This window comes from Acaryochloris sp. IP29b_bin.148, assembly GCF_028285565.1.
In the GTDB taxonomy this organism is placed as follows: Bacteria; Cyanobacteriota; Cyanobacteriia; order Thermosynechococcales; family Thermosynechococcaceae; genus Acaryochloris.
Window position 1 is genome coordinate 42,140 of the sequence record NZ_JANQOY010000019.1, and the last position, 13,478, is coordinate 55,617.

The 13,478-nt window shown below is 48.6% G+C and carries 10 protein-coding genes; 4 read left to right on the forward strand and 6 right to left on the reverse strand.

The window, feature by feature from the left end; genetic code table 11:
- Positions 1 to 169: 169 nt before the first annotated feature.
- Complete coding sequence (gene queC, locus Q0986_RS02040; protein WP_299402897.1) at positions 170 to 859, reverse strand: 7-cyano-7-deazaguanine synthase QueC; 690 nt, start codon at positions 857 to 859, stop codon at positions 170 to 172.
- Between the two features lie 673 nt (positions 860 to 1,532).
- On the opposite strand from queC, the gene Q0986_RS02045 reads away from it, so the two are divergent.
- Complete coding sequence (locus Q0986_RS02045) at positions 1,533 to 1,685, forward strand: hypothetical protein (RefSeq protein WP_299402899.1); 153 nt, start codon at positions 1,533 to 1,535, stop codon at positions 1,683 to 1,685.
- Here the strand turns inward: Q0986_RS02045 and Q0986_RS02050 are convergent.
- Positions 1,682 to 2,347, reverse strand: coding sequence for a ComF family protein (locus Q0986_RS02050; RefSeq protein WP_299402901.1), 666 nt, complete (start codon positions 2,345 to 2,347; stop codon positions 1,682 to 1,684). The genes Q0986_RS02045 and Q0986_RS02050 overlap by 4 nt on opposite strands.
- A gap of 172 nt (positions 2,348 to 2,519) precedes the next feature.
- Here Q0986_RS02050 and Q0986_RS02055 point away from each other — a divergent pair, with 172 nt between their 5' ends.
- Together Q0986_RS02055 and Q0986_RS02060 are read left to right on the forward strand one after the other, a co-directional pair.
- Positions 2,520 to 4,874, forward strand: a complete 2,355-nt coding sequence (locus tag Q0986_RS02055; RefSeq protein ID WP_299402904.1) for a putative PEP-binding protein — start codon at positions 2,520 to 2,522, stop codon at positions 4,872 to 4,874.
- 63 nt (positions 4,875 to 4,937) lie between these two features.
- Positions 4,938 to 5,264: an MgPME-cyclase complex family protein gene (locus Q0986_RS02060; protein ID WP_299402906.1), complete on the forward strand. Its 327-nt coding sequence runs from the start codon at positions 4,938 to 4,940 to the stop codon at positions 5,262 to 5,264.
- On the opposite strand, the gene Q0986_RS02065 is transcribed toward Q0986_RS02060, so the two are convergent.
- The 4 genes from Q0986_RS02065 to Q0986_RS02080 form a co-directional block, all read right to left on the reverse strand.
- The gene (locus tag Q0986_RS02065) at positions 5,220 to 6,179 is read right to left on the reverse strand and encodes a mechanosensitive ion channel family protein (RefSeq protein WP_299402908.1); all 960 of its coding nucleotides are present in this window, start codon (positions 6,177 to 6,179) and stop codon (positions 5,220 to 5,222) included. The two genes, Q0986_RS02060 and Q0986_RS02065, sit on opposite strands and share 45 nt — an antisense overlap.
- 194 nt (positions 6,180 to 6,373) lie before the next feature.
- A complete protein-coding gene (locus Q0986_RS02070; RefSeq protein WP_299402911.1) occupies positions 6,374 to 7,126 on the reverse strand; it encodes an ATP-binding cassette domain-containing protein in 753 nt (250 codons plus the stop codon).
- A gap of 25 nt (positions 7,127 to 7,151) precedes the next feature.
- Positions 7,152 to 8,327 (reverse strand): ABC transporter permease DevC, encoded by a 1,176-nt coding sequence (gene devC, locus Q0986_RS02075; RefSeq protein WP_299402913.1) that lies wholly within the window; start codon positions 8,325 to 8,327, stop codon positions 7,152 to 7,154.
- A 6-nt stretch (positions 8,328 to 8,333) separates the two neighbouring features.
- Positions 8,334 to 9,404: an ABC exporter membrane fusion protein gene (locus Q0986_RS02080; RefSeq protein ID WP_299402916.1), complete on the reverse strand. Its 1,071-nt coding sequence runs from the start codon at positions 9,402 to 9,404 to the stop codon at positions 8,334 to 8,336.
- Positions 9,405 to 10,667: 1,263 nt separating this feature from the next.
- Between Q0986_RS02080 and Q0986_RS02085 the strand changes: the two genes are divergently transcribed.
- Positions 10,668 to 13,478 (forward strand): beta-ketoacyl synthase N-terminal-like domain-containing protein (locus Q0986_RS02085; RefSeq protein ID WP_366918490.1); only part of this gene is annotated, 2,811 nt, incomplete at its 3' end.

Consider the following 13,478-nt stretch of genomic DNA (forward strand, 5'->3'; position numbering starts at 1 on the left):
TCTCGCCATAGCTTTCAAAGCCTTTTGGTTCAATCAGACGAGCCTTCAGCTTTTCGAGGGCCTCTCCACCCATCATGAAGGAGACAAGTCTATGCAAAACGTCTAAGTACAGGACAACACGCTTGAAACTTTTACTGTAAAACGATCAGCACTCACTCGTTTGCTCAGTCTAGGTGATGATATAAGCAATGGGATCTTCTAGACCTAGCTCGGCAAATGCAGCTAGGCGTAATTTGCAAGAGTCGCACTGACCACAGGCCTTGGGCGGTGTTCCCCCTCCATCACTGTAACAAGACCAAGTTTGTTCCCAAGGCACACCGAGACGATTCCCCAGATTGATAATGTCAGACTTATGCAAATTAATGAGAGGGGTACAGATTTCAATAGATTGGCCTTCACGACCTTGTTTAGTGCCTAGTCGAAATACCTCTTGCATGGCCTGGATAAAGTCAGGGCGGCAATCGGGGTAGCCAGAATAGTCCAGTTGGTTGACTCCGATATATACCTGATCGGCAGCAATGGCTTCAGCGTAAGCGAGGGCAAAACTCAAGAAAATGGTGTTTCGAGCTGGGACATAGGTGGTCGGTATATGATTGGCCATCTCAGAAATTGAGCGGGTGGGGAGATCCATTTGGGTATCGGTAAGCGCAGATCCGCCCCACAGCCGAAGATCAAAGGCCACGATTTGATGTTGCTGAACTTGAGCAGACTGTGCGATCACAACGGCTGCATCTAACTCTTGGCGATGGCGTTGCTGATAATCAAAAGAAATGGCATAACACTCTGCACCATTCGCTTTGGCTTGGAATAAAACGGTTGAGGAGTCTAAGCCCCCTGACAATAACACCACTGCTTTCATAAGGCTCCTTGGGGGACTGATCAGTTGTTGCGCGCTATCCAGAGATAGGTCAAAGTCTTAAACGAGATATGGCTATCGTTCTGTATCCATACGCCACTGGATGCCGAAGATAATAACGCCTTATTGTATCGACTTCTCAAGGGAAGTGTAGATAGGGGCATGAACATTACCTGAACCAAGACAGTATCCACCGTCAAAACGGTACCAGACCATGTTTTCTGTCCTCACCGTTGATTTCAGTGGGCAATCTCTACATAACACTCTATAGATACTGCATCCATGTCCCAATCACTGATTCTCAAGCCATATTTCTCAGTTATAAAGTGACTATTGCAGCCAACCAGACCAAAGAGCTGACATCATAAATGCTGCTAATGCTGCATCCCCTGATTCCTTTCAATCAAAAAAGATGAAGACTTTGTAAAGTATGTCTGCCATCATCCCCCTCCAAAACTAGAAAAGAACAAACACCTATAGCCTTAAGCCGAGCAACTTCAGCGAAAAATTACGCTGCACAAAGCCAGTCATAGCAAAGGTTCCCCAAAAAAATATAAATATCCATAGCAGTGACATGAATCACAATGCATAGGTTTGGGCATACTGGCAATAAGATTTAAAATATGTTAAGTTAATATTAGTTAACAACCTAAAGCATTCTAAAGGAAAGCAAATCATGTCTTCCGATTTCAACAAAGGCATCATGAAGTTCGACAACGCTGATAACCCCTTCACCGTTGCTGTATCAGCCATCATTATTTTTGGTAGCATTGGTCTTCTGATTGGCTGGAGCTTAGAGACAGCATACTTAGTTGGCCAACTGGGCTAAGCTTTGGCAATCACTGCCACTCCCACGACCTGTAAGCCAGCGTCTCTCAGCGTTTGCGTAGCTGCATAAACCGTTGCTCCTGTTGTATAGATATCATCTAGCAACAAAATCGGTTTCCGATTGATTTGATGGGAAAACTGGGACGCCACACTAAAAGCCTGAGCCACATTGGCAAAGCGTTCCGACGGCGTTAGGTTGAACTGAGCCGTTGTCTCTCGCACTCGAAAGAGTCCGTGAGCGGTTAATGTCAGACCTGTCACATGGCAAAACTCTCTGGCGATCAAAGTTGCCTGGTTGTAGCCGCGTTTTTCTTCCCGTACCCGGTGTAATGGGATAGGCAAAACCACGGGTCGAAACGAGTGAGGTTGAGTTTCTAGCCAGGCCAGCCCCAACTGTAATCCTAAAAATTGAGCAATCTTGGCTTTTTGACTATATTTCAATTGGGCAAGAGCTTGTCTGAGGAACCCCTGATATTGCCCCCATGCGAGTAAGCGTAAGTCATCGTCACGCATAACAGATGCCAGGTTTCGGCAGTCCTCTAGTTGATGACGGCAGTCTGTACACAAGATGTCCAGAGCAGACCGCTCACACATCGCACACTGCGGTTTAAAGCTGAGCTGACGTATCTGGGATAACAGCAATTTTCCCCATTGAAGACTCATATTGTGTCCAAAATAAAGGCCTCATCAGTCGCTGTGGCGACTTTGCCAGCGGCACTTAAATTATCTATTATTTCCAGATTGTCTTTCATATTACGATTGGGAACTAAAGATATCGATATATTGCTTCATAGGCTTTGTGATATCTCCTGAACCGGTAGGGGTTTGGACTAGGATGAGATCGGCTACTCAAGACTTTTCTGTGGAAAGCCTGTATTGGTTCGATCAATTTCAAAACGCTCATCCCTCGGTGGTGGGTCAAGCTGCGCAGGAATTAAGCGACCTGGCCCAAAGTGATGTTCCAGTCTTGTCTGGACTGGTGCTGAGCGCCACTGCACTTCAGGATTTCTGTCACTCAGTTCCTTGGTCTTCCCCTTTCCTGAGCGATTTTCCTCACCTGAGTTTACGCCTACAACAAGAGCAACCGTTTCAACTGCAGGCAGTTGCCGATGAAATTTGCCAAGGGTTAAAAACGACCTCATTTCCTCCCCAATGGTTGCAAAGGATTTTGGCAGACTTGCAACCTCTCCCGGGTAATGGTATTCGTTTGACGCCTTCTTTGGCGCTTCCTCAACGATGGGCCGAACATATCTCCCATATCCTTAGGATGTTGCCAGTCCACTATTGTCAACGAACACCAGTATCTGTTGAGCAGGCGATTAAGCAGGTATGGTCTTGTCTCTATACGGCTCAGACCCTATTTTTGCTTCAAGATCTGGCCATTCCTATCGAACAGGTCAAGTTAGGGATTATCTTTCAACCGGTTGAGTTGGTTCAGGCTGCAGGTTTCTTGACCCTCACCCCAACCCACTTCCATATTCAAGCCACTTCTGGTCTGAGTCAGGGCATTTTGGCAGGAGAAGTACTGCCTGATCTCTATTCCTTTGACCGCCAAACGGAAACTTGGCAGCAAGATAGAGGTAATATTACCTGTTCCTATCAAGCCACTCCCCTGAACCCTGCCTTAGCCAAAGCCGATACTGTAGTGAGTACTACTCTAGACCCCGCCCGAAAACAAGCCTTTGTTTTGAACACTAAAGGGTTGCAGCAACTGTTGACTTTGGCCCAAAAGCTCTCCTCATCCTCTCTGTCTCTACCTGTTGTGGAATGGGTGATCGCCCCTCGTGATCCTGAAAACCTAAAAATTGTCAGTGTGTGGACGGAGCCTCCTTTACCGTTGCCGCCATTGAGATCGACCCCAGATGGGCCGAGAGTCAGTGCTGACGGCCCACCTGCTATAGTCCAAGGATTGGCTGCTGCCATCGGACAAGTGAAGGCGCCGCTGGTGGTCTTGGAGGACCGTCACCCCGTTCCCCCTCAGGACGTGATCGGCCAGATTGTCGTTGTGGACCGTGTGGTGCCAACAGATGTGGTGTGGCTACAGCAGGTGGCAGGATTGATCTGTACCACAGGCGGTTATACATCTCACGGTGCGATTATGGCGCGTGAATTAGGATTACCTGCTGTGGTAGGTGCAACTTCTGCATTAGAGATTTTTCAATCTGGCCAGGTCGTCGTGCTAGATGGTGCTCAAGGTCAGGTATATGATGCCTCTCAGTTGCGCCTGAGAACACAGGATACGGCTACGCCCAAGGATCAATATCCGGTTGAGTCCCCCCCCCTAAACACACAAGTGTGGGTCAATTTAAGTCAACCCAAATTACTCAAGCGAGCACTACAATTACCGGTGCAAGGTGTCGGCTTGTTGAGGTCTGAATGGTTTCTACTCGATATTTGCCAAGGACAATTACCTAGCGTTTGGATTCAACAGCAGGGTGCGACCCAATTTGTGGCGCATCTGAGTCAGCATTTACAGTCGTTTGTCCAAGCTTGGTCTCCTCGTCCAGTGTTTTATCGTTCGCTGGATTTGAAGAATAATGCATTGATTGGCGTTTCCACAGACCTATCCTTGGAAACCGAGCATTCTATGTTGGGCTTGCGGGGGGCCTCGCATTATGTCTATGACTCAGCGCTATTCGATCTGGAATTGCGGGCGTTGGCCCATCTTTATGGTCAGGGCTGCTCAAATCTGCGGTTGATTCTGCCCTTTGTTCGCTCGGTGGAGGAATTTATATTCTGCCGCGATCGCATCCAAGCGACGGGCCTTGATATCCAGATCTGGATGATGGCGGAGGTGCCTGCTGTCTTGTTTCAGCTCCCTGAGTATGTGGAGGCAGGTGTGCAAGGCATTGCGATTGGCACCAGCGATCTCACACAGCTCCTGTTAGGAGTGGATCGAGATCATCCTTACCTAACCCAGCAATACTCTGAAGATCATCCGGCTGTGGTGGCGGCCATGTCTCAGTTGGTGCAGACTGCTCAGCGCTTAGGTATTCCCTGCTCCATTTGTGGTCAAGCCCCTGTGCATCATCCTCAACTGGTTGAAACGTTTGTAGAATGGGGTGTCACAGCTATTTCCGTGGATATGGTCGCAGTGGCAGAGACTCAGCGTGCGATCGCCAACGCGGAACAACGCCTTCAAGTAGAGGGCGAATCTGTTCTCCATCCTTCGGCTACCCAAAACGGTTGATGGGCTGAGATAATGACTGTGGGCGTCTCGGATACGTCTGGTTCCTAATTGTTTTTTCCCGCCATGCAAACTTATCACTACGCCCTTGCGAGTCAACACTATCTCTTTGAAGAAGAGCCCTTTGAGGAAGTGCTCAAAGAGCGCCATCGCTACTACCAAGAGAAAAATAAAGAGATTGACTTTTGGGTTGTGAAGCAGCCTGCTTTTTTAGAACTGCCAGAAATGCAGGAGATTAAAGCCAAATGCCCCCAACCTTGTGCAGCGATTGTATCGACCAATCCCACCTTTGTTACCTGGTTAAAGCTGCGCTTGGAGTATGTCTATGTTAGTGAGTTTCAAGCCCCCTCAGAAGCCATTCCCGATCCCCTGGCTTCTCTTGCCTCTGTTTGATGATTTTAAGGGACTCGTTGACTCTGAATAGGATGCAGAGGTTACAAACCGCTGGGTGGGGTAGGCAAAGGAAATATTGTCCTGCTGGGCAAAAGCTCTTAAGATATCTTCCCAAAGGGCCTGCTCGGTACCGCGCCGTTGGCGCGGTTCGCAGAGATAGCGGATCGTGAGCAAAATACCGCTCTCTCGAACTGAGGTATAGACCGTTGGAGTGAGCTTGGAGTAGAAGATCATATACTTTTGGGCTGCTTCTTGCAGTCGGGATTGAGCCGTGTCGCTTAAATGCTCGGCATGGCGATTGGCAATGGTCAACAACAGGCGTTTAGCCTGCTCCCAATCGCTTTCAAAGGTAATCAGAACAGGAACTTCATTCCAAAGATGTTGAAATCCTTGAGAATAGTTGGCGATGGTGTCCTGGAAAACTCTGCCATTGGGAACATGGATCACCCGCCCTGTGCTTTGATCTGCCGCAACCCAGTTGCCGATTTCCATCAGCGTAAATTGAAAAATGCGAATATCGATTACGTCTCCAGCGTGATTACCGATTTGGATGCGATCTCCCACTTTAAAAGGCTGTCGTGAGAGGACAAAGGCCCAACCCACCACATCGACCAGTGGCTCCTTCAGGGCGACGGCCAGACCCGCCGTCACAATCCCCAGAAAAGTTGAGATATTCTGGAGTTCAGGAATCCAGGGGCGTCCCAAAACCAAAATAGCGACACCAAAGCTAACATAACCAATCCCCTTGCGCCATTGATACAAGATACGTGGATCTTTGATCCGACGGTTGAGCAGCTTTAGCAGGATCCAGCGTAGTCCTGCCACTGTTATCAGACCGATAAAGGAGGCGATTAGCTTATTGTGAACGTCAGGGTCTAGGCCGACAAAGGTAGAGAGTTGGTGGAATACATCCATTAAAACTAAATGCAAATGAAGGGTGGGCTTGGGGAAATGGAGCTTCGGACCCATTCTCGGTAGAGGAACTATCGGATTCCCGTAAATTTGAGTTATCCAGAGAACGCACATTAACAGCAGTAGCAATATTCTGGTATATTGAAGCCTCTACTAATATGGGTCTGAATCGATCATGCCAAAGGCACATTCAGAACTCAACTCCCCTTTCCCCAAAACGGGTAAAGATGAACATCTGCTGTAGACGGTGCCGACCCTTTATTCAAGTTTTTTTCATGCAGGTGGCCATCTTCTACGGCCATAATACGGTTGGCACACCCGAGAATACGATGGTCATGAGTCACAATTAACACAGCAGACCCCTGCTTCTTGGCAAGGTCTTGCATAAGTTCCACAACATCACGCCCTGTCTTGCTATCGAGGGAGGCAGTGGGTTCATCGGCCAAAATGAGTTGAGGACTGATGACGAGGGCTCTAGAAATTGCAATCCGTTGTTTTTGTCCCACCGAGAGTTGTTGGGGATAGTAGTTGATATATTTGCCCAGGTGCATGGCCGACAGCATTGCCTCTGCTTTGAACTCAGCCTCTTGCTCAGATACATGATCAAACAGCTCAAAGGAAAGCTGCACGTTTTGCTTGGCCGTCAAAAAAGGCATGAGGTTGTGAGACTGAAAGATAAAGCCGATCTGACGTCGCATCTGAATCCGTTGGGTTTCGGTTGCACCTCGTAGCTCTTGTCCCAAGAACTGAATACTCCCTGCTTGTACTGAACGCAATCCGCCGAGTAATGTGAGGAGTGTCGTTTTTCCTGCTCCAGAGGGTCCGGTGAGAATAATGATTTCTTCAGACTGAATGGCTAAGTTGATGTCAAAAAGGATCTGGCGCTGCAGTTCGTACTCACCAAAGTAGTGATTCAGTTTGTTTACCGTGAGAATGGAATCGCGTGACATGATGGCTAGCCGTGATTAAACACAATCAAAACACATCGACGGGGTCGGCAGAGCGTAGCTTTTGCATTGCCAACAGGCCGGAAACAGAGCACATCAAAGTGACTAAAAACAAGACTGTGATCCCTTTGCTGGCAGTCATGACGACCGGGAGCTTGGTCGCATTTTCGGCGATTGCATACACGCCGACTGCAGCCAAAGTGCCAGGAATATAACCGAGGATCGATAGCAGCAGCGCTTGCTTAAAGATGATGTTGAGGAGATAACTGTCTTTAAACCCGATCGCCTTGAGAGTCGCATATTCAATAATGTGATTGGAGACATTGCTATACAGGATCTGATAAGCAACGCCAATCCCCACCACTAGGCCAATGACAACCATAATCTTGAAAATAAAGCCTATCGGGGTTCTCAGGTTCCAGTAGCGCTTTTCAAGTTTACTGAAGTCTGCTAGAGAAAGGATCTGAACATCTTTGGGTAGGCTTGCCACTAAGCTGGCTCGCACCTGTTGAGGATTGGTCTCTGGCTTGAGCGTAATTAGGCCAATATTAATTTCCTCGGCCAGTCGATCTTTAAAGGTATGCAAAAAAGACGTCGCATTGACAATGATGTTGCCATCCACCCCAAAGGATGTGCCTAAGCTAAACAGTCCGCGAATCTCAAATCGCTTGGCCTCTGTGATTTCGCCAAATCGAGAGATTTCAACTTCAATTTTCTCTCCATTCTCCACGTGCTCAGAGATGGGACCAAACTCAGAGCGAGAATCACGGTCAAAAAGCGCAAAGTTAGCACTTTTAACCTGATCAAGATTTTGCATCACTTCAGGTGATCTAAAAGGCGGCAATCCAGGATCAATCCCGAACACAAAAATGGCGTACTTGCGGCCTGTTTCAATATTTTTGAGCTTCCCAAACTGGATATAGAGAGGTTTAACGGATTCAACCTGATCGGAGGCTAGAGTTTGATAAAGCCGACTTCTAGGAAAATTTTGTTGTGATGTCAGGGCTTGATATTGGGAACTCACCAGAAATAGATCGCCCTGCAGACTCTGATGGACTCGAATGGAACTTTCAAACAGAGCATCCTGAATGCCGAGCTGCATAAAGAGCAGGAGCACCACAAAGGCAATCCCCGCCAAAGTGACGGCAAAGCGGACCCGCTGATGAATGAGTTGTAACCACGCAACAGGGATGGCGGCAATCATAGCCAATCAGCTCTGAATTACGACTTGAACCTGTAAATTGCTGAAACTGGATACTTTCTGACTGCTAGCCGGATCTAGTCGAATCCTGACATCAATGACTTTATTATCAGTTTGCACTAGGGGGTTGGTGCTAAAGGTCTTTTGACGTTCAACCTGCAAACCAATATCGCTGACTGTGCCCACAAGCTCTCCTGAGAAAGCAGGGCTGGTAATGAGTGCGGTCTGATTGTGGTGGACTTTGTTAATGTCGGTTTCATAAACCTCTGCCACGACATACATTTCGCGGGTGTAACCCATGTCAGCGATACCGTCACGGTCAATCGTTTCTCCAGGCCATGCATGAATCTTCAAAATTTGACCCTCAATGGGGGCATACACATAAGTTAAGGCCAATTCGGCTTGGGCTTGGTTGGCAACAGCGATCGCCCGCACCAATTCGGCCTCTGCGACCTGCACATCCACGGGACGGACCTCCGCAATACTATTCAGTGTTGATTTCGCCTCATTATGTTGAATTTGTGTTGTCCTGATGGTTCTTTGCAGGGTTGCTTTTGCCTCCTTGAGCTGTTCCTGTGCTTGCTCTAGACGCAACCGCCGACTGTCGGCCTCTGAGTTAGATACGGCACCCTCCGCATTCAGGGTTTGATATCTGCGGTATTCCAAAGTGGCGTTATTCAGCTCAGCCTCTAGCCCCGCAATCGTGGCCCGCTGAACCGCAATTTGACCATTGAGTTCTGCCGATAGGCGGTTGACGCGATCCGCTTGGGCATGAATGTCCCCCTTCTTAGCCCCAGATTTCACTAGGGCAAGTTTGGCTCTGGCCACCTGTACCTCGCTCTGAGCCAGTTTTGCGGCGGCCAACCAACTATCGTGGTTGTTGAGGACAGCAACCACCTGACCCTGGGTAACGCGATCGCCTTGCTGTACCGAAAGCTTTTGAATTTTGGTGCTGGTTCCATTCAGAGAATTGGGGGCAGAGAGCCGCACAATTTCTCCCTTCGGTTCTAAGCGTCCAAGGGCTGAAACAGACGTAATTTTAGGCGTTGTCTTTTGGGCAGAAATGGATGGTTGAGACACAGTCTGAGATCGTAACAGACTTGATACCAGCGGCCTCAGTAGGAACGTTGCTCCGATTGACACAGATGCAGTGATAATGATCATGGCAACCCACTGGAATTTGGGGGAGGCGAGCTGCTGACCTTGCTTGCTATTCATAGGCCGTTTTATATCAACAAGACAAATCCGATTCCATCGATTTAAATAGGACACTATCGATGAGCAATAGAGAGTTCTAGTTGCACTCTCTCATTACTTTTCAGGAATATTGCTGGGAATATCAGATCCTCTTCAGAGGATAAACACGTTTGAGCTAATTCTGAGCATCCCATTCAACGCAGTTAAGTCAGCAATTTGTTATATGGGAATGGGATCTATTGAGGGATTAAAACTTATTTGACGTTAATACCGAAACTTTACCAATAGAATCTTTATAGGTCAAGGATTAAGATAAGTTCGAGTATTTTTTGATTAAAAATATATTAAATCACCGAAAAAAGTATAAAAAAATACAGCTTGTTTCTTTCTTTTCTTTTAGTGTTTAAGTACTCTGCATTAGAAACATCCCAAGATCAATATTTTTCGTGTGTAAGATGCTTGGGTTACACAATTGCGTGAACGTATTAAATTAAATATCGTTGTTTATATTGATAGCTTGGTGCATTGTTCTCCTATGTCCTAGCTGTCTTGTGTGGGAGTGGTTCTTTATTTACGAAGATCTTGATTTTGAATGCCTTCACCATTGCCAAGTCAATGAAGGCGAGTGCAATCTGAGGATGCTCTCAAAAAGATGACATGACCTTATAGGATCAAGGACTGCCGCCAATATCTAGGTTTTTAGGGAATGGACTAACTGCATAATATTTGAGTGAAGCTTATTGTTGGAACTTTCTATCTCCTATTTTAAGGTAGGTGACAATAAATTCTGTCATGGAATGATGAGAGTCATTCATTGCTCGACTTTTAGAGTCTGTTATCAGAATTTGCAGGAATTTTTTGAATAATCTTTTGGATTAATTAGAGTATGAACTGTTATCTTTAATTCTTTATGCGGTTATTCTGTGGTGTAACTGTTAATAAAGGTGCAGGATATTAAGTTGTAGATTGGTGGTTTTAATCCTAAGTATTTTGATGAAAATGTATGAGTTTACACTTTTTGTTAGCTGTACTTGATCTGCTCGTTTGTTATTGTCCTCGTAGATAGTAAAGCTAGGCTTTTGAAGCCGCTATTCTCAGAGCTTTGATTTTAAGTTAATAGCACGGTGGATATTCTGAGGTTGAGCTATGTTTGCCTCTGAAAAGAGATCTGCTCTATTGCAACTTCAGCAAGATATCTCTGATCTTGAGCTAGCGCTCTTTAAATCGGTTAGAGAAAAAAACTCTGTTAGAGAGAAGAACGCCATGTCTCGAACAACAAACACTTACCATCTTCAGTCGCAGCCGATTGCCATTATTGGCATGGCATCCCTCTTTCCTCAGGCAGAAGACCTGCAGGTTTATTGGGACAACATCGTTAACCAGGTGGACTGCATTACAGAGGTGCCAGCTTCCCGCTGGGATGCCCAAGCCTACTTTGACCCCGATCCTAAAGCAGTCGACAAAACCTACTGCAAACGGGGCGGTTTTATCCCTGACGTGAACTTTGACCCCATGGCCTATGGAATTCCGCCGAATCTGCTGGAGGTGACGGATATCTCGCAACTTCTGGCTCTATCGGTGGCGTCGCAGGCGTTAGAGGATGCGGGGTACGGTCAGTCAAAATCCTTCGACCGCAGCAACACTGGTGTTGTCTTAGGTGTTGCCGCTGGTCGCCAGCTGGCCGTTCCCTTCGGGGCTAGACTGCAGTACCCCATCTGGGAGAAGGTCTTAAAGAGCTATGGCCTCTCTGATCAGGAAACGCAAGAGGTCGTCGCTAAGATAAAAGCCGCCTACCCCGAATGGGAAGAAAATGCTTTTCCAGGGATGCTGGCCAATATTGTTTCGGGCCGGATTGCTAATCGTCTGGATTTGGGAGGGGTAAACTGTACGGTCGATGCAGCCTGTGCCAGTTCGTTAGCAGCTTTCAAAATTGCGATCAGCGAGCTACTGGAGGGGCGCTCTGACATGATGCTGGCGGGTGGGGTCGATGTGGATAACTCGATTTTTGCCTACCTCTGTTTTAGCAAAACGCCAGCACTGTCCCGCAACCAGCAGGTTCGCCCCTTTGATATTGACGCAGACGGCATGATGCTGGGCGAAGGTTTAGGGATGATGGTCCTGAAGCGCTTAGAGGATGCCGAGCGAGAGGGTGATCGCATCTACGCTGTGATCAAGGGCATTGGTACCTCCAGTGATGGCAAATACAAGAGTATTTACGCGCCTTCCGTCAGGGGTCAGGTCAAGGCGCTTAAGCGGGCCTATAAGGATGCAGACATCGCCCCCAGCAGTGTCGGTCTGATTGAAGCCCACGGCACCGGAACGATGGTGGGCGACCCCACTGAATTTGCCGCTCTCAATGAAGTGTTTGACACTGGCGAGCAGGTGGCGTTAGGGAGCGTCAAATCACAGATTGGCCATACCAAGGCTGCTGCGGGGACGGCTAGCTTGATTAAGGCGGCGCTGGCCCTCCATCACAAGGTTTTGCCCTCGACGATCAATGTCACTCAACCGAATCCGCGACTCAAGATTGAGGACTCGGCCTTTTATCTGAATACCGAGACTCGACCTTGGGTGAGATCGGCACATCCACGGCGGGCGGGGGTGAGTTCCTTCGGGTTTGGGGGAACGAATTACCACATTGTTCTAGAAGAATATGAAACAGAGCATAACGCTCCCTATCGACTGCACCGCACTCCCCAGCCGATCTTGTTACAGGCGGCGACGCCGGATCAGCTGCAGCTTGAATGCGATCGCAACCTGAAGCAGCTACGCTCTGATGCCGGCGACCGTCATTTTGCTGACCTCGTAGAGACCTCCAAGTCCCTGCAAATCACGGTGGAAGCGTCCCGATTGGGATTTGTTGCCATATCTCGGCCAGAAGCAGCCCAAAAACTAGAATGTGCGATCGCCTGCCTGAAGCACCAAGCCCAAGATGAGATCTGGGAGCATCCCACAGGAATTTTCTACCGTCGACAGGGATTAGCCCTAGCGGGGAAAGTCGTGGCTTTGTTCTCTGGCCAAGGGTCTCAATATGTAAACATGGGCCGCGAACTGGTGGTCAACTTTCCAGAATTACGGCAGACCTTTGCCGCGGTGGACGAGCTGTTTATCCAGGCCGATCTGGAGCCGCCCTCGGAGCGGGTCTTCCCAGCCCCGGCCTTCGACAAAGAGCAAGTTCAGGCGCAGGCGCAGGCGCTCCAGCGGACGGAGTATGCTCAGCCAGCCTTAGGGGCATTGAGTGTGGGGCTGTACAAAATTTTGCAGCAAGCTGGATTCCAGCCGGACTTTGTGGCAGGGCACAGCTTCGGTGAACTCACGGCTCTGTGGTCAGCCGGTGTCCTCACGGATCAGGATTACTTTGCCCTAGTCAAGGCTCGGGGGCAAGCGATGGCCAAACCTACGGAGACTGGGGCCGACCCCGGCACCATGTTGGCAGTGAAGGGGGAGGTGGACGCCATCCAAGCCGTCGTGAAGGCGTTTCCCAAGGTAACCATTGCCAACCACAACTCGCCGAAGCAGTTGGTGTTAGCCGGGACCCGATCTGACCTGGAACCCGTACAGGCGACTCTGAAGGAACAACGGTTTTCGACCGTATGGCTGCCCGTTTCGGCCGCATTCCACACGTCGTTGGTGGACTATGCGCAAAAGCCCTTTGCCGCAGCCGTGGATGAAATTGCCCTCCAGGCCCCGCAGCGTCCGATCTACACCAACGTGACGGCAGCGCCGTATCCCACTGAGATTGAGGCCCTACGGACCAACCTGAAGGAGCATCTCAGCCATCCGGTTCAGTTTACAGCGCAAATTGAGAACATCTATCAGGCAGGCGGTTCCTGCTTTGTGGAGTTTGGCCCCCGTCGAATTTTGACGAATCTTGTCCAAGAGATTTTGGGAGATCGCCCCCACTTGGCCATTGCTCTCAATGCCAGTCGGCAGAAGGATAGCGATCATCAATTGCGA

Bases quoted from the DNA above. Each gene is read 5' to 3' on its own strand.
- queC (WP_299402897.1), bottom strand. From the start codon at position 859: ATGAAAGCAGTGGTGTTATTGTCAGGGGGCTTAGACTCCTCAACCGTT.
- Q0986_RS02045 (WP_299402899.1), top strand. From the start codon at position 1,533: ATGTCTTCCGATTTCAACAAAGGCATCATGAAGTTCGACAACGCTGAT.
- Q0986_RS02050 (WP_299402901.1), bottom strand. From the start codon at position 2,347: ATGAGTCTTCAATGGGGAAAATTGCTGTTATCCCAGATACGTCAGCTC.
- Q0986_RS02055 (WP_299402904.1), top strand. From the start codon at position 2,520: ATGAGATCGGCTACTCAAGACTTTTCTGTGGAAAGCCTGTATTGGTTC.
- Q0986_RS02060 (WP_299402906.1), top strand. From the start codon at position 4,938: ATGCAAACTTATCACTACGCCCTTGCGAGTCAACACTATCTCTTTGAA.
- Q0986_RS02065 (WP_299402908.1), bottom strand. From the start codon at position 6,179: ATGGATGTATTCCACCAACTCTCTACCTTTGTCGGCCTAGACCCTGAC.
- Q0986_RS02070 (WP_299402911.1), bottom strand. From the start codon at position 7,126: ATGTCACGCGATTCCATTCTCACGGTAAACAAACTGAATCACTACTTT.
- devC (WP_299402913.1), bottom strand. From the start codon at position 8,327: ATGATTGCCGCCATCCCTGTTGCGTGGTTACAACTCATTCATCAGCGG.